This window comes from Methylobacterium sp. AMS5, from assembly GCF_001542815.1.
Classification (GTDB): domain Bacteria; phylum Pseudomonadota; class Alphaproteobacteria; order Rhizobiales; family Beijerinckiaceae; genus Methylobacterium.
Map to the genome: position 1 here is coordinate 4,327,728 of NZ_CP006992.1, position 16,865 is coordinate 4,344,592.

Below are 16,865 nucleotides of genomic sequence, written 5' to 3' on the forward strand. Positions count from 1 at the left end.
TTCGTCGAAAGAATGCGCGTTGAAACAGGGAGTGGAGACGCCGACCTGATTCGATCGGGTCGGCGTCTCCAGCTCAACCCGCGCGTCTCGGAAACTGCTACGCCTCGGCCGCCTCCTCCTTCAGGGCGAGGCTGTGCAGGACGGCGCAGAGCCGGTCTCCCGTCATCCGCGAGAGGTCGAAGCCGCTCTCGCCGGCCACGTCGCCGTAGCGGGCCGCGTCGGCCTGCGAGGCCCCGACATACGCCATCGACCAATCGGTGAAGAGGCGCGTCTCCACCGCCTCGAAGGCGAGCAGCGAGACCTCGCCGTGGCGCTCGTCCTGCTGGATGCGCTCGAAGGTGGTCTCGACCGCGTCTTCCGGCCCCTCCAGCACCTGCGCGAAGCAGCCGGCGTTGAACATCAGCGCCCCGGTCACGTCGATGCGGGCATTGTTGGCCCGGCTCGCGGCCAGGATGCTGCGGATCGTCTCGTCCATCGCCGCGGGGGCACCGGCGACCCGGTTGCGGCTGTAGTAGACGAGGCGGCGCAGGTCTTTTGGGTTCATTCGGCGAGCTCCCGGATCAGGCGGGCGAGGCAACGGAAGAGGCGGACAACAGGGCGGCGGCCTGGGCGGCCGGCATCGGGCGTCCGGTCAGGTAGCCCTGGACCTCGGTGCAGCCCTCGGCGCGGATGGCGTCGAGTTGGTCCGCCGTCTCGACGCCTTCGGCGGTGGTGCGCATGCCGAGGCTGGCGCCGAGCCGGGCGATGGCCCGCACGATCGCCCCGCACTCGGCATTGCCCTCCATGCCGCGGACGAAGGACTGGTCGATCTTGATCTTGTCGAAGGGGAATTTCTGCAGGTAGCTCAGGGACGAGTAGCCGGTGCCGAAATCGTCCATCGAGATCTTCACACCGAGCGCGCGCAGGCCGTTCAGCACGTCGAGCACGCTGTCGGTGTTCTCGAGGAGCGCCCCTTCGGTGATCTCCAGTTCCAGCCGGGCCGGGTCGAGGCCGGTCTGGGCCAGCACGTTCACCACCGTCTCGACCAGCCGGCCGCCGCGGAACTGCACGGGGGAGAGGTTCACGGCGATCGATGCGGGTTGCGGCCAGCGCGCCGCCTCGCGGCAGGCGGTGCGCAGCACCCACTCGCCGATGCCGACGATGATGCCGATCTCCTCGGCCAACGGGATGAACAGGGCCGGCGAGACCGGTCCGCGCTCGGGGTGGTTCCAGCGCAGCAGCGCCTCGAAGCCCGTCACTTCCCCGCTCTCCAGCTGGATCTGCGGCTGGAAGGCGAGGTCGAACTGCTTGAGGGCCAGCGCCCGGCGCAGGTCGATCTCCAGGCCGCGCCGCGCCTGCATCTGCGCGTTCATCGCCGGCTCGAAGAAGCGGTAGGTGCCCCGGCCCGCGGCCTTCGCCCGGTAGAGCGCGAGGTCGGCGTGTTTCAGCAGGTCGTCGGCGTTCTGGCCGTCGGCGGGGGCGATGGCGACGCCGACGCTGACGCCGACATTGAGCATGTGGCCATCGACGATGTAGGTGCGCCCGACGAGATCGACGAGGCGGCGTGCCAGCGCCTCGGCCGCGTGCGGCTGCTCGACGCCGGCATAGGGACCGAGTTGGGGACCGAGTTGGGGATCGACTTGGAGGATGGCGAACTCGTCGCCGCCGAGCCGCGCGACCAGATCCCCGCTGCGGGTGGCCCGGCGCAGGCGCTCGGCGACCTTGCGCAGGAGCGCGTCGCCGACCGGATGCCCGAGGGTGTCGTTGACCGTCTTGAACCGATCGAGGTCGAGCATCAGCACCGCGAGCGGTGCCCCCGTTCGAGCCGCCTCGCTCAGCGCCGCGTCGAGGCGGTCGTGCAGGCCGACGCGGTTGCACAAGCCGGTGAGCGGCTCCTGCCGGGCCAGGGCCGCGCCGCGGAGTTGCTCGGTCACGTCCTCGAAGGTGAGGGCGAAGCCGCCGGCCGAGAGCGGCGCCAGCGCCGCCTCGACGCGGCGGTCGCTGCCGAGAGTGAGCCGCGTCCGGACGGGGCGGGCGGCGCGCACGGCCTCCAGAATGGGCTCAGCCTCCGGCTCCGCGGCGCCGAAGGGCACCAGCAGGGCGGGGAGGGGAAGGCCGACCGGTTCGGCGCAGGCGAGCAAGGCCGCCGCGCGGGCATTGGCGAAGACGATGCTGCCGCCCGCATCGAGCAGGAGCAGGGGCGCGGCCATCTCGGCAAGCGCCGCCTCGAACGGCAGGGCGATCGACGGCGACGGAGCGGTGAGGGCGGACATGCGGCCGGACAGCGTCCCATGGAGACCGCCCCACACGGACGGCTCGCCTATAGGCCCGCTTTCCTCTCAACGGATGTTTAAAGCCGAGACGCGCCTGAGCGTATCCCGGTCGTTATTCGAAGAATTTCAGCGTCCCCAAAACGAGGTGCGACAACACATTTCGGTGATGCGGAGGAGGAAGTAATCCATGTTATTGCCTTCCCTCTTCGCGCTCGACTCAGGGGTTTCGTCCCTCGATCTGCTGCTGCATCGCTTTGTCCTCGGACCGGCCGTAGTTGATGAAGAACAGCGACCCATCGACCGCCTTGCCCTTCTGCAGGTTCGAGAGCTGCACGGTGGTGAGGTAGCCCTGCGGGTCGGTGATCCGCCACTGCGACAGGGTCTTCATCTCGGCGTCGAAGAAGAGCTGGATCTTCGAGGTGCCGCCCAGCGTCGAGCGGTCCTCCAGCCCGATGCGCACGCCGCCCGGATCGTTGGTCACCTCGCTTACCGTCAGGTCGCGGGCGAGGTCGATCTTCTCCCGCAGCAGGAATTTCAGCGGCGTCTGCGAGATGAAATAGAGATCCTGGGTTCCGAGCTTGCGGTCGCGCACCGCGACCGAGGTGCCGTCGGCCACCACTTCGAGCGGGGAGGGCTGGTCGTACTCGAAGCGCAGGCGCCCGGGCTTGGCGAGCGTGAGCTTGCCGCCGATGCGCCGCCCGTCGGCACCGATCTGGATGAAGCCGCCGGTCAGGGTCTGGAAGCCGTTGAAATAGCTGTTGGCCGCCGCCACGACGGTGGCCGGGTCGGCATCCTGGAGCGCGGCGCCGAGGGTCGGCGCGCCCACCGCCGCGACCCGCGTGCCGGACGGAGCGGCCGGCGTCGCCGAAGCGGGCGCGCCGGGCTTGGCCGCGGCCTTGATGCTGCCGGTCTTCTCGGCCGGTTTCTCCGAGCTCTTCTCGGCGGCCTTGTCCGGTCCTTTGCCGGGCTTGGCCGTCGCCTTCTTGGCCGGCGCCGGAGCGGCCTCCGGCTCGGGTGCCTTGGCCGGAGGGGCCGGCGGCTCCTCCTTGCGGCCGAACAGGCCGTCGAGGAAGGAGGAGACCTGGGCGTTCGCCGGCTGCGGCTGGAGCGCCAGCGCGGCGACGAGCAGCGGACCGGCAGCGAGGGAGAGGCGTCGGCCAGTCATCGTGTGGGCATCTCCGAAAGCTTGCGGGTGCGCGGGGCACTTGCCGTCCCGGTGGGGCTCTTGCCGTCCCGGTGCGGACGCGCGCGATGGCGGCGCGTCCGGATGTCGTGTTCGCGGGTAGACCCGGCCCCTGTGGCGAATATGCGACGGGGGCCGGATTTGCGCGGTCGCGAAAAGACGCTCAGTCGTCGTCGTAGCCGCTGGACGGTGCGCTCGCGAGACCTTCGACCAGGATCTCGCGCTTGCCCGCATGGTTGGCCGGCCCGACGATCCCCTCGATCTCCATCCGCTCCATGATCGAGGCGGCGCGGTTGTAGCCGATCTGGAGACGGCGCTGGATGTAGCTCGTCGAGGCCTTGCGGTCGCGCAGGACCACGGCGATGGCCTGCTCGTAGAGTTCGCCGCCCTCGGCGCCGGCGACCGCCGCGAAGGCACCGATGTCGAAGACCGGAGCGTCGGCCTCCTCGGTTTCGGCGAAGTCGTCCTTCTCGGCCTTGGCCGCGGCCCGCCCGCCCTTGGCCGGCTTCTCCGGCTGCTCGGAAGAGCCGTCGTCCGCCGTGACGGCCTCGAGGTAGGACGGCCGGCCCTGGCGCTTGAGGTGGGCGACCACGGTCTCGACTTCCGAGTCCGAGCAGAACGGCCCGTGCACGCGCGTCGTGCGCCCGCCGCCGGCCATGAACAGCATGTCGCCCTGGCCCAGCAACTGCTCGGCGCCCATCTCGCCCAGGATCGTGCGGCTGTCGATCTTGCTCGTGACCTGGAAGGAGATGCGGGTCGGGAAGTTCGCCTTGATCGTGCCGGTGATGACGTCGACCGAGGGGCGCTGCGTCGCCATGATGAGGTGGATGCCGGCCGCACGCGCCATCTGGGCGAGGCGCTGGATCGCGCCCTCGATGTCCTTGCCCGCCACCATCATCAGGTCGGCCATCTCGTCGACCACGATCACGATGTAGGGCAGCGCCGAGAGGTCCATCTCCTGCTCTTCGAACACCGCCTCGCCGGTGGTGCGGTCGAAGCCGGTCTGGACCGTGCGGGTGATGGTCTCGCCCCGCTCGCGCGCCTCCTTCATCCGGGCATTGTACCCGTCGATGTTGCGCACGCTGATCTTCGACATCTTCTTGTAGCGCTCCTCCATCTCGCGCACGGCCCATTTGAGGGCGATGACCGCCTTCTTCGGGTCGATGACGACGGGGGAGAGCAGGTGCGGGATGCCGTCATAGACCGACAGTTCCAGCATCTTGGGATCGACCATGATCAGGCGGCACTCCTCCGGCTTCAGCCGGTAGAGCAGCGACAGGATCATGGTGTTGATGGCGACCGACTTGCCCGAGCCGGTGGTGCCGGCCACCAGCAGGTGCGGCATGCGGGCGAGGTCGGCGATGATCGGCTCGCCGCCGATGTTCTTGCCCAGGCACAGCGCGAGCTTGTGCTTGGTCTCGACGAAATCGACCGAGGCCAGGAGTTCGCGCAGGTACACGGTCTCGCGCACCGGGTTCGGCAGTTCGATGCCGATCACGTTGCGGCCGGGGACGACGGCGACGCGGGCGGAGATGGCGGACATCGAGCGGGCGATGTCGTCCGACAGGCCGATGACGCGGCTCGACTTGGTGCCGGGCGCCGGCTCCAGCTCATAGAGGGTGACGACGGGGCCGGGGCGCACGGCGAGGATGTCGCCGCGCACGCCAAAGTCCTGCACGGTCTGCTGGAGGTTGAGCGCGTTCTGCTCCAGCTCGTCCGCATCCACCTCCTCGCCGTCGTTCAGCGGCGGCTCGGCGAGCAGTTCGAGATCGGGCAGTTCGTAGTCGGCATTGCCGACGAACGACGCCTCCAAGTGGCGGCCGGCGGGGATCAGCATCGGGCGCTCGGGCAGGATCGCCCGCGGACGGTTTTCGGGTTCGGGCTCGACGGCGGCCACCGGCTCGGCGGCTTCGGCCTCGAACGCGTCGGCGGTGTCGAGACCGGCCTCCTCCATCGTCGCGGCCGCCGGCTCTTCGGCAAGATCTTGTGCAAGATCCTGGGCAAGATCCTGGGCCGGATCTCCGCTCGGCTCGGCCTCGGCACCGGGCTTGGTGCGCAGCAGGACCGGCCGGGCCGGGATGGTGAGCGGCGCCATCGCCGTCGTCATCCCCTGGGGGGCAGGGGAGGGGGCCTGCGGGGCAGGCTGGAACGGGGCGGGGGCCGGAGCCGGATAGGCCGTGAAAGGCCGCGCGGCGACGGGCGCCAGCACCACGGCGGCGACCGGGGCCGGGGCGGGCGCCACGGCTTGCGGTGCGATGTCAAAGATGGGCTTCGGCGCGGCCTCGGCGACGGCCGAACGGGCCGGGCGGATCGCCGCGCGGGCGGCCATGGCGTTCAGCACCGGGCGGGGCGCGGCGGGCGCGACCGGCTCGGCGACCTCGACCACCGACTCGGCCGGGCCGAACCAGCCGTGCAGGGCCGACCAGTCCGGCACGTCCGACCAATCGGACGGCTCGGCGGGGACCGGCGGGATGAAGGGCGCGTAGAATCCGGCGAAAAGTGCAGCCGCCTCCGGTGCCTCCACCGGTGCGGTGAGCGGCGCGGCCGGCAGGGGCTCGGCGGCGACGGCCCCGAAGCGCATCGCGTCGAACCGGATCTCATCGATCGACAGCGCGGGCTGCGATGCGATCTCGACCTGGGAGACGATCTCAGCCTGCGGCACGCCTTCAGCCTGCGGCACAGCCCCAGCCTGCGGCACAGCCCCAGCCTGCGGCACTTGGACGACGGACTTCTGCCGACGGTCGGGGGTGCGGAAGAAGCTCACGCCGGGCGGCGGCACGAACGGGCGGCGCCAGCTCGGCACCTCCGAGGCGGCCTGTTCGGCGCGCAGCCGGGCGGCCTCGTCGCTCTCGGCACTGCGTTGCGCCGCGCGCTCGGCGGCTTCGCGCTCCGCCGCCTCGCGGGCCCGCTGCGCTTCCAGCGCCGCGGCCGCGGCGGCAGCCTGGGCGTCGAGCAGGGCCTGAGCCCGGAGCTGCGCCTCGCGCTCGGCTTCCAGCGCTTGGCGGCGGCGCTCCATCAGAACGGTGTCGGGGGTGCGGGTGAAGCGCACCGCCTCGGGCAGCGCAGCCTGCGGCACGCCGTAGGACCCATCCTGTGAGGCGGGCAGGGCGTGTGCCGCCGGGATCACGCCGGCCTCCGGCGCGATCGCCGCGGGGCGGCGCGGCGTACGCACCAGGACGCCGGGACCGGAGGCGCGGGGATCGATGCGGCTCTCGAACGGCATCTCCGGCTGAGCGCCGTAGGGCAGGGCAGGCTCTGGCATCTCGAACAGCCCCTCCTCCGTTTCGGGTGCCCACGGCTGCGAACCCCAGCCCTCCTGCGCGGCCGGCGCGCGGCCGAGCATCGCCCCCGGCGGCACCAGCCAGCTCGGCACGTTGCCCGCGTCGAACCCGTCCGTGCCCGGCTGCGGCAGCGCCGGATGCGGCAACGCGTGCGGGAGCGCCCGCGGCGGGGCCGGCGGCGCCCCGGCGATGCGCCGGGCAAGGTTGGAGCGCAGGCTCATCAGCCGATGGGCGATACCGCCGATCGACCGGTCCAGGCGGTCGCCGCCGCGGCTCGGCCGCGATGGATCACGATGGGAATGGGGAGGCCGTCCCGATGCGCGCATGATCTGTGAGATGACTCGAAACAAGGTCCGGCTCCTGCGGAGCGGTTCGAGCCCCAAGGTAGGCGGATCGTCGTTAACGAACGCTTGCCTCGACCCTGCCTCGACCTGGGCCCGCCCTCGTCCCGGACGCGCCCTCCCCTCTTCCGGGGCGCTCCGAACCCGCCGGTGCAAGCGTGACGCGAACCGGATATCATCGAGCGCGGTTGGCTCTTCGCGGTGATGTTTCGAGGGCCGGTGACGGAGGACGGCCCGGTCGCGAGCATCCTCTGAATCAGGCTTGAAATCGTGCTCTGAGAGGCGCTTGGCAGGGTTTCCTGCCGTATCAGGTGAGCTGCGAGATCCGGTGACGAATCCGAGCCAAGAGACCTTGAGTCCGAAAAACTTCCGCTCCCTCTACCGGCATGGCTTTGCCCGCGTCGCCGCCTGCACCGGCCGCAGCCATCCGGGCGACCCGGCGGCCAATGTCGCCGACATCTCAGGCCTCGCGCGGCAGGCGCACGGGGCCGGGGCGGCGCTCGCGGTCTTCCCCGAACTCTGCGTCTCCTCCTACGCCATCGAGGATCTGCTGTTGCAGGCCACCCTCCTCGACGCGGTCGAGGCGGGCGTGGCGCGGCTGGTCGAGGAGAGCGCCGGGCTCACGCCGCTGCTCGTCGTCGGCGCGCCCCTGCGCTGGCGCAACCGGCTCTACAATTGCGCCGTGGCGATCCGGGGCGGGCGGCTGCTCGGCGTGGTGCCGAAGAGCTACCTGCCGAACTACCGGGAGTTCTACGAGAAGCGCCACTTCGCCTCCGGCGCCGGCATCACGGCCGAGACGATCCGCCTCGGCGGGAGGGAGGCGCCGTTCGGCACCGACCTGATCTTCGCCGCCGACGACCTGCCGGGCTTCCGCCTCGCGATCGAGGTCTGCGAAGATCTCTGGGTGCCGCAGACGCCGGGCATGGATGCGGTGCTCGCCGGCGCCACCGTGATCGCCAACCCCTCGGGCAGCCCGATCACCGTGGGTCGGGCCGATTCCCGCGCCCTGCTGACCCGCGCCGCCTCGATGCGCGGCCTGTGCGCCTACGTCTACGCGGCGGCCGGGACGGGGGAATCCACTACCGACCTGTCCTGGGACGGGCAGACCAGCATTGACGAGAACGGCGTGCGGCTGGCGGAAGGGCAGCGCTTCCCTCAAGCGCCGGTCGTGACGCTGGCCGATATCGACCTCGATCTCATCGCCCAGGAGCGGCTTCAGGCCGGCAGCCTCGACGACAACGCCCGCCGACACGACACCCCGCCGTGGCGGACAATCCCCTTCCGGCTCGATCCGCCGACGAGCGATCTGGGGCTCGAGCGTCGGGTCGAGCGCTTTCCCTTCGTGCCGGCCGACCCCGCCCGCCTCGCGCAGGATTGCTACGAGGCCTACAACATTCAGGTCGCCGGCCTCGCCCAGCGGCTCGCCGCAACCGGCACGAAGCGGGCGGTGATCGGGGTTTCCGGCGGCCTCGACTCGACGCACGCGCTGATCGTCGTCGCCAAAGCCTTCGATAAACTCGACCTCCCGCGGAAAAATATCCTGGCCTACACCCTGCCGGGCTTTGCCACCTCCGACGAGACCAAGACCAACGCCCACGCCCTGATGCGGGCGCTCGGCACCACCTCGGAGGAGATCGACATCCGCCCGGCCGCCCGGCAGATGCTGGCCGATATGGGCCACCCGTTCGGGCGGGGCGAGGCGGTCTACGACGTCACCTTCGAGAACGTGCAGGCGGGCCTGCGCACCGACTACCTGTTCCGGCTGGCCAACCAGCACGGCGGCATCGTGATCGGCACCGGCGATCTCTCGGAACTGGCGCTCGGCTGGAGCACCTACGGCGTCGGCGACCAGATGAGCCATTACGGGGTCAATGCCGGCGTACCCAAGACCCTGATCCAGCACCTGATCCGTTGGGTGATCGCGTCCGGGCAGTTCGGCGAGGCGGAGAACCGCACGCTCCGGGCGGTGCTCGACACCGAGATTTCGCCCGAACTGGTGCCGGCCTCGGAAGGCGAGGGGCCGCAGAGCACGGAAGCCAAGATCGGTCCCTACGCCCTGCAGGACTTCAATCTCTGGTTCACCCTGCGTCACGGCTTCCGGCCGTCGAAGATCGCCTTCCTCGCGCTCCATGCCTGGGGAGACGCGGCGGTCGGCGACTGGCCGCCGGATTTCCCGCAAGCCAAGCGCGTCGCCTACGACTTGGCCGAGATCCGGCGCTGGCTCGGCGTCTTCCTCGATCGCTTCTTCCGCTTCAGCCAGTTCAAGCGTTCGGCGCTCCCCAACGGCCCGAAGGTCTCGGCCGGCGGCTCGCTCTCGCCCCGCGGCGATTGGCGCGCGCCCTCGGATGCCAGCGCCCGGGCGTGGCTCGACGAGCTGGAGCGGAACGTGCCGAAGGCGTGAGGCCACGGGGCCGACCCGGACCTGGGCCGGCGGCGCCTCACATTCCCCCGGTCCAGTCCCCGCCGCCGGCGGCCGGGGCGAGGTGGAAGCCGTCGAGGGTCTCGGCGGAGGGCGGGTGGCCGGCGCGGCGCTGGGCGACGTAGTCGAGGGCGCCCGCCACGGCGCGCTCGGAATAGGGCTTGGCGATCACCCCGAGGGCGCCCGCGAAATCCGGCGGGATGCGCTTGGCGTTGGCGGTCATGAACACCACCGTGACCCGCGGGTCGCGGCTCAACTGGCGCGCCACCTCCACGCCGGTCGGCCCGTCGATGAGGTGGATGTCCACGAGCGCCACGTCCGGCAGGGCGGTGCGGCCCAGCGCGATGGCGTCCGCCGAGCAGCCCGCGACGCCGACGCTGACATGGCCGAGGTCTTCCAGCAGGCATTCCAGTTCGAGGGCGATCAGCACCTCGTCCTCGACGACGAGGATGCGCAGGGGCGCCTCCCTCGGCGCCTCCCTCATCTCGGGCATCGCGGTTCTCCCGGCGTCGTTGTTGCCCCCGCCCCGAATGGATTCGCCGGATTCGCCGCTGAGGGAAGCGGCGCGGCCCGTCGCGGGACCGGTTTCTGGTGGAAACGGCCCGGAATGCGGAGGCGCATGTCCGTCACAATGCGTCGGTTCCGACGAGCGGGATCGTGATCGTGATCCGCGTGCCGGGCCCGGCATCCGACCATTCGAGGGTGCCGCGCAACTGGCGCACCACCATCTCGACGAGGGTGCGGCCGAAACCGGCGGGGTTGGATGGCACCGAGGCCATGCCGATGCCGTCGTCCTGAATGACGAGGCGCATCCCCGTTTCGAAACGGTGTGCCTCGATCGCGACCCGGCCGCGGCGCGCCTCCGGGAAGGCGTGGTGCAGGGCGTTCGTCGTCAGTTCATGGATCAGCAGCGCCAGCGGGGCGGCCATGGCGGCGGAGAGCGCCAGCGCCTCGATCTCCGTCTCGATCCGGGTGCGGTCCCGGTCGAGGCCGGCGGCGAGGTCGGCGATCAGGTCGGCGGTGAACTCCCTGAAGTCGAAGCGGGTGACGTCGCCCTCCGAATACAGCATCCGGTGGGCCGTGGAGAGGGCGCCGATCCGGTCGGCCATGGCCTGGAGCGCGTTGCGGGCATCGCCCTCCGGCGTGCGGCGAGCCTTCAGCAGCATCAGCGAGGAGATGACCTGGAGGTTGTTCTTGACCCGGTGATCGACCTCGTGGAGCAGCGCGGTCTTCTGTTCCAGGGCCGAGCGCAGGTCGGCGGTCCGCTCGCTCACCTCGCGCTCCAGCGCGTCGTTGGCGTCGCGCATCGCCAGTTCCAGGCGGTGCTTGTCGGTCATGTCGGCCTGAGCCGAGAAGAAGAACAGGATCCGGCCCGCCTCGTCGCAGACGGGGTTGATCGTCATGCCGTTCCAGAACGACGTGCCGTCCTTGCGGTAATTGAGCAACTCGCCCTCGAACGGCCGGCCGGCGTCGAGCGCCGACCGCATCGTCTCAAGCACCGCTGTATCGGTGAGGGGACCTTGCAGCATGCGGCAATTCCGGCCGTAGAGTTCCTCGCGGGCATAGCCCGTGAGCCCAAGAAAAGCGCCGTTGGCCCAGACCACCGGGTTGTCGCCCCGCCGCGGATCGGTGACCACCATCGGCGTCGGGCTGGCCTCGAAGGCTGCCGCGAAAACCTCCACCGTGACGCCCGAGGGTAGGCTCGCTCCTTTGGGAAAACCCGTCATCTCTACGCCAACACAGGCATGCCGCTCTCGAGCGCGGTACGCGAACCGGAGTCACCTGACGCATTCCGTAGCGTCCGGCCCCGCGACTCCAACGAGCCGGCCCCTCCCCCGTTCCGTGCGGCGAAGCACGGAGCGCCCTGCGGACCTGTCATCGTGCGGGAGTCTGTCATTACGCTTCTATCAACCATGTCGGCTCTATACGCAGCCCAGGATTCCGACTCTGCGCGGGGGGCCGCAAGGGACGTGACGGGGCCTGAGGGCCGCAGGTCCGTCATGTTTTCTGCGGAGTCGGTGTCAAAGATGCGCGAGTGTCCGGACGCCCGGCTCCGCGCGGCGTCCCAGATCCATGCAACCCCGCCCGACGGGCGAGGGCTCCAGGGAGTTTTACGCGATGGCAGATGCGGCGAACTCCAAGACGCGTCCCGAGGATACGCCCGCGAAAGCGCAGCCGCGCAAGCTGCGCCTGCGCGACATCACCGAGGACAAGCGCGTCGCGCAGATGCTGGCGCTCGGCTTCTCCTCCGGCCTGCCGCTGCTGCTCGTGCTCGGCACCTTCACCCTGCGGCTCGCCGATTCCGGCATCGACATCAAGACGATCGGCCTGTTCAGCTACGTCGCGCTGCCCTACTCGCTGAAGTTTCTCTGGGCGCCCTCGATCGACCGGGTTGACGTGCCGTTCCTGGCCCGGCGCCTCGGCCGCAAGCGCGCCTGGATGATCGTGACGCAGATCGCCACCGCCCTTGCGCTCGTCCTGATGGCCTTCGCCGACCCGAAGGACCATCTCGCGCTCATCGGCCTCGGCGCCTTCCTCGTCGCCTTCTGCGCCGCCACCCAGGATGTGGTGATCGACGGCTGGCGTATCGAGGCGGCGGGCACCGACCTGCAGGGCATCATGGCCGCCACCTCGAACCTCGGCTACCGGTTCGGGCTGATCCTGGCGGGGGCCGGCGCGCTCTACGTCGCGGCCTATGGCGGCTGGACGCTCGCCTATCTCTGCATGGCCGCGCTGATGGGCGTCGGCCTGATCGCGGCGCTCCTCGCCACGCCCTATGACCGGCCGCGCGAGGCGGCGACGGGCAAGCGCGACCTGCCCGCCGCCGTGCGCCGCGCCGTGCTGGAGCCGTTGACGGAACTCCACGCCCGGATGGGCAACGCCCTGTTCGCGGTGCTGGCGCTGGTCGCGCTCTACCGGATGCCGGACTTCGTCTCCGGGGTGATGGCCAACCCGCTCTACATCACGCTCGGCTACGGCAAGGCGGAGATCGCCACCATCGTCAAGCTGTTCGGCATCTGGGTCGGGATCGCCGGGGGCTTTGCGGGCGGCTGGTCGATCGCCCGGCTCGGCATGTTCCCGACCCTGGTGATCGGCGCCTTCATCGCCGCCGCCTCGCACCTGTCGCTGGCGTGGCTGGCCCTCGGCGATCCGGAGCAATGGCGCCTCGCCATCGCGGTCTCGATCGAGAGCCTGTGCGGTTCCTTCGCCGGCATCGCGCTCATCGCCTACATGTCGAGCCTGACCACGCCGGGCTTTGCCGCCACGCAATACGCCCTGTTCTCCTCGCTCTACGCCCTGCCGGGCAAGCTGGTCGCCGGCACCTCCGGCTTCGTGGTGGCGGCCTACGGCTTCCCGACCTTCTTCGCCATGACCGCGGCGGTCGGCATCCCCGTCGTCGCCCTCTGCTTTGCCGTCGGCCGTATCCCGCAGCGCACGGCGCCCGCGGAAAGCCCGGCCGAGGCCGTACCCGAAGCGGTGCCGGGGAACCCAACCGCCCCCGTCGGTCTTGCTTCAGCCGAAGCGGGCCCCGAGATCCCGCCCAAAGTCGCGAGGGCGCAGACGTGAACGACCTTGCCGTTGCCGGAGAAACCCTCCCGGTCCCGATCGACCCGCCGGCCGGACGGCCCCTGTCGGAGGAGGACCGCGCCGTCCTGCGGCGCGCGGTGGCCGTGCTGGAGAAGCCGGGGCTGGCCTCCCGGCTCTCGGCCGCGGCCGGCGCGCCCCTCGACATGATTGGCCGCGCGCTGCCGGCGCCCATCACCGAGACGGTGGCCAGCGCCACGGAGGGCGCAATGCGCACGGCCCTGCGGGTCGCGCTCGCGACCCTGCCGGACAAGGCTGTGAAACCCGCCGGCACGGCGCTGGAGCGCATCGAAACCGAGGCCGGCGGGCGCCTGAGCCGCTTGCTCGGATCGAGCGACACCCGCCACAAGGCGCTCGCCGCGGTGACCGGTGCGGTCGGCGGCGTGCTCGGCCTCGCGACGCTGGCGGTCGAGCTGCCGGTCTCGACGACGCTCATGCTGCGCTCCATCGCCGAGATCGCCCGGGAGGAGGGCGAGGATCTGAGCGATCCCGAGAGCGCACTCGCCTGCGTGCAGGTCTTCGCCCTCGGCGGACGGGCCGGCGCCGAGACGACGGTGGCCGATAGCGGCTATTTCGCGGTGCGCGCGGCCCTGGCCAAGACCATGTCGGAAGCCGCCCGCTACGCCGCCCACCGCTCGCTGCTCGATGCCGGCGCGCCGCCGCTGGTGCGGCTCACCGCGCAGATCGCCGCCCGGTTCGGCCTCGTCGTCTCGCAGAAGGTCGCGGCCCAGGCCGTGCCGGTGATCGGGGCACTCGGCGGCGCTGCCGTCAACGCCGCCTTCATGGACCACTTCCAGTCCATGGCCCGCGCCCACTTCACCGTGCGCCGGCTGGAGCGTGCCTACGGCCGGAACGCCGTGCACGCGGCCTATCTCGAGGAGAAGGCGGCGCTCGGCCTCGGCTGAGGCGGGCGCTCACGGCCAGACCTTGATCGCCACCGGCCGCCGCACGAGGTCGCGGTCGGAGGTGATGGCGCAGCCCTCAAGGCGAAGGGTCGCGAAGGTCAGGAGCGCGCCTTCGCCGACATCGTCGAAGTTGCGCCCCTTGGCCCCCGGATCGAGCAGCGACGGGTAGGCGATCAGCCGGCCCCCGGCCTTGCAGGGATCGTCGTAGAGCGTGGCCCCGGCGATCAGCAGACGCGGCACGTCCCAGGTCAGCAGGTCGCGCGACGTGCTCCAATAGAAGCCCGATTCCGGAAACGCGCCGCCCTTGGCCGCCATGAACACGGCGATCCAGGCGCCCGTGCCGCGGTGGCGCACCACCGCGCCGACGGGGGCGGGGAACGGCCCGACCGGCCGGCAGGTGTCGGCGAGTTTGACCGCCTTGCGGTAGGGGTCGGGAAAGGCGGCGGTGAAGCCGGTGCCGGTCCAGGCGCGCCAGCTCGCCGGATCGTCCGGCCGCTCGGTGCGGAACAGGCAGACGCCCGCCGCCTGATCGCTGCCCGATCGGTCCCAGCCCGTGGTCGAGGCGAGGAAGTAGCGGAAGCGCCCCTCGCCGAAGATATTGGAGGGGTTGAAGAAGCCCCGGTGCCGGCCCTGGCCCTCCTCCTGCCGGAACGGCGCGCCCGCCACCACAACGGGCGGCGCCGCGCGGGAAAAGCTCCGACCGCCATCGCGGGAGAAGGCCGCGGTGACCGTGTTGTACCAGCACTCCATGTAGACCTTGGAGCGGCAGCGGCCCTCATGCTCGTTGGCCTGATACTCGTGGTGGAGGAGGGCGGCGATGCGGGTCCCGTCCTCGGTCCAGGTGGCGGTGATCCACGAGCGGTCGTCGTAGAGCGCCGGGTCGGGCTTCTCGCCGGAATCGAGCACCACGCGGCAATCGATCTTCAGGCTGTCGAGGTCGGGGCCGCGCAGGGCCCGGTTGCGGAAGTGCAGGCCGAAGACAGCGATCTGACCTGACGCGTCGCGGAAGGCGCGGGTGGGCGCATCGGGCACGTCGGCGCCGTCGCAGGCATCGCGGGTGGCGGAGAACAGCGTCCGCTCCGGCCCCGTCAGGGTCAGCGCCGAGAGCGGCGGTTCCGCGGCGGCGTGGGCCGGCGGCACGGAGCCGCAGGAGAGCGCGAGCGCTGCGACGAGGGGGCGAGTCAGTCTGGACATCGCCAAAGGATTGCGTTTTGAACCGTTACAGGGAGCTTGTCCGCATCCGCCGGAGCGAGCGCCGTCCACAGGCATGCCCCATGCTGGTTATGATCCTCGGCCTCGTGCTGTTTCTCGGCACGCACGCCTTCTCCATGGCCCGGGCCAAACGCGCGGAGGTGATCGGGCGAGTGGGCGAGGGCCGGTTCAAGCTCGGTTACACCCTGCTCTCGGTGCTCGGCCTGATCCTGACCGTCTACGGCTACGGCCTCTACCGGCAGGAGGGCATGATCCCGGTCTGGTCGCCGCCGCTCTGGACCCGGCATCTCGCGGTGCTGTTGACGCTGTTCGCCTTCATCAGCCTCGCGGCGACCTACCTGCCCGGCCATCTCCGCGCCCGGCTCAAGCACCCGATGCTGCTGTCCGTGAAGATCTGGGCGACCGCCCACCTCTTGGCCAACGGCGATCTCGGCTCGATCCTGCTGTTCGGCTCCTTCCTCGCCTGGGCGGTCGCCGCCCGCATCAGCGCCAAGCGCCGCGCGCTGACGGCGGGGCAGGTGGCGCAGCAGCATGGCGGGCAGGCCGCGCCGGCCGGCTGGCGCAACGACGCCATCGCCGTGGTCGTCGGGGTCATCGCGTGGTTCGTGTTCGGCAAGTACCTGCACCCGCTGCTCATCGGCGTCGCCGCCTGGCCGGGACAGGCCTGACAGGGCGATCGCTCGAAGCGATCACCCTGGTTTGACTCCGGCCTCAAGCGCCGGCGGTCGCCTCCGCGACCTCAGGCTGTCGCTCCGCTCGATGCTTTCCGAGGCTAAAGCCCGCTCCGCGCAGCGCTCTTCGCGCCGCGAAGCCGCTCAAGCGGCTTCGAGCGATGGCCCTGACAGACTTGAGCCCCCTATTCGCCAAAGCGGGGGCGCTGTGCTAGGCGCCCTCGATACGACGACGAGCGAGGCGAGCGCGCTCCGCGAGGAGCGCCCGGATTTGTCATGGCCGAGAACAACGAGTTCATCCGCGAGGTCGACGAGGATTACCGCCGCGACCAGATCGCCAACATCTGGAAGCGCTACAATGCGCTGATCATCACCCTGGCGGTCCTCCTCGTGGCCGGCGTCGGCGGCTACAATTACTGGCGCCATGCCGAGCGCACCCGCGCCGAGGCGGCCTCCGAGCGTTTCGACAAGGCCAACCGCCTCGCCAAGGACGGCAAGGCGGAGGAGGCTGACCGCGACTTCGCCGCGATCCAAGCCGACGGGCCGGGGGGCTACGCCCTGCTCGCCCGCTTCCGCCTCGCCGCCGAGGCGGCCAAGCGCGATGCGACCGCCGGAGCGGACGCCTACGACAAGCTCGCCGCCGACACCGGCATCGGCGATGCCCTGCGCGACCTCGCCCGCCTGCGCGCGGCGCTGCTGCGCCTCGACGGCACCGATCCGAATGCGGCGCTGACCGGCCTCCAGGGGCTTGCCGCCCCGACCAACGCCTTCCGCCACACCGCCCGCGAGATGCTCGGCCTGACGGCGCTCAAGCGCGGCGACATCGAGGGCGCCGGCCGCTGGTTCGATCAGATCAGCGCCGACGGCGAGACGCCCCAGAGCCTGCGTCAGCGGGTCGAGATCTACCAAGCGCTTGTGGCCGGTGGCGCCGTCACCGTGACGGAAGCCAAGCCCGAGAACGCCGCCCCGCCGCCGATCACCCGCTGACGGCGCGGCCGGAACCGCCTATCTTCGTA

General features: G+C 70.9%; 12 protein-coding genes. 5 read left to right on the forward strand and 7 right to left on the reverse strand.

Annotation, left to right across the window (positions count from 1 at the left end; genetic code table 11):
- Positions 1 to 97: 97 nt before the first annotated feature.
- The 4 genes from Y590_RS19425 to Y590_RS19440 form a co-directional block, all read right to left on the reverse strand.
- Complete coding sequence (locus Y590_RS19425; protein WP_060771282.1) at positions 98 to 544, reverse strand: BLUF domain-containing protein; 447 nt, start codon at positions 542 to 544, stop codon at positions 98 to 100.
- A 16-nt stretch (positions 545 to 560) separates the two neighbouring features.
- On the reverse strand, positions 561 to 2,252 hold the full coding sequence (locus tag Y590_RS19430; RefSeq protein WP_060772374.1) for a putative bifunctional diguanylate cyclase/phosphodiesterase: 1,692 nt from the start codon (positions 2,250 to 2,252) through the stop codon (positions 561 to 563).
- 217 nt (positions 2,253 to 2,469) lie between these two features.
- A complete protein-coding gene (locus Y590_RS19435; RefSeq protein ID WP_060771283.1) occupies positions 2,470 to 3,417 on the reverse strand; it encodes a LolA family protein in 948 nt (315 codons plus the stop codon).
- Between the two features lie 181 nt (positions 3,418 to 3,598).
- Positions 3,599 to 6,937: a DNA translocase FtsK gene (locus Y590_RS19440; RefSeq protein ID WP_060771284.1), complete on the reverse strand. Its 3,339-nt coding sequence runs from the start codon at positions 6,935 to 6,937 to the stop codon at positions 3,599 to 3,601.
- Between the two features lie 448 nt (positions 6,938 to 7,385).
- Here Y590_RS19440 and Y590_RS19445 point away from each other — a divergent pair, with 448 nt between their 5' ends.
- On the forward strand, positions 7,386 to 9,458 hold the full coding sequence (locus tag Y590_RS19445; RefSeq protein ID WP_060771285.1) for an NAD(+) synthase: 2,073 nt from the start codon (positions 7,386 to 7,388) through the stop codon (positions 9,456 to 9,458).
- A 37-nt stretch (positions 9,459 to 9,495) separates the two neighbouring features.
- Here Y590_RS19445 and Y590_RS19450 read toward each other — a convergent pair whose 3' ends face one another.
- A complete protein-coding gene (locus Y590_RS19450; protein ID WP_060771286.1) occupies positions 9,496 to 9,969 on the reverse strand; it encodes a response regulator in 474 nt (157 codons plus the stop codon).
- Positions 9,970 to 10,102: 133 nt separating this feature from the next.
- Positions 10,103 to 11,203, reverse strand: coding sequence for a histidine kinase dimerization/phosphoacceptor domain -containing protein (locus Y590_RS19455; protein ID WP_060771287.1), 1,101 nt, complete (start codon positions 11,201 to 11,203; stop codon positions 10,103 to 10,105).
- A gap of 391 nt (positions 11,204 to 11,594) precedes the next feature.
- Here Y590_RS19455 and Y590_RS19460 point away from each other — a divergent pair, with 391 nt between their 5' ends.
- Positions 11,595 to 13,043 carry an AmpG family muropeptide MFS transporter gene (locus Y590_RS19460; protein ID WP_060771288.1) on the forward strand — a complete coding sequence of 483 codons (1,449 nt, stop codon included), beginning with the start codon at positions 11,595 to 11,597 and terminating at the stop codon, positions 13,041 to 13,043.
- Entirely contained in the window at positions 13,040 to 13,966 is a 927-nt protein-coding gene (locus Y590_RS19465) for an EcsC family protein (protein WP_060771289.1), read from the forward strand. Before Y590_RS19460 ends, Y590_RS19465 begins: the two co-directional genes overlap by 4 nt.
- Before the next feature lie 9 nt (positions 13,967 to 13,975).
- On the opposite strand, the gene Y590_RS19470 is transcribed toward Y590_RS19465, so the two are convergent.
- Positions 13,976 to 15,160 (reverse strand): hypothetical protein, encoded by a 1,185-nt coding sequence (locus Y590_RS19470; RefSeq protein ID WP_060771290.1) that lies wholly within the window; start codon positions 15,158 to 15,160, stop codon positions 13,976 to 13,978.
- Between the two features lie 80 nt (positions 15,161 to 15,240).
- Here Y590_RS19470 and Y590_RS19475 point away from each other — a divergent pair, with 80 nt between their 5' ends.
- A complete protein-coding gene (locus Y590_RS19475; protein WP_060771291.1) occupies positions 15,241 to 15,846 on the forward strand; it encodes an NnrU family protein in 606 nt (201 codons plus the stop codon).
- A gap of 279 nt (positions 15,847 to 16,125) precedes the next feature.
- Positions 16,126 to 16,836: a tetratricopeptide repeat protein gene (locus Y590_RS19480; protein WP_060771292.1), complete on the forward strand. Its 711-nt coding sequence runs from the start codon at positions 16,126 to 16,128 to the stop codon at positions 16,834 to 16,836.
- Positions 16,837 to 16,865 lie beyond the last annotated feature (29 nt).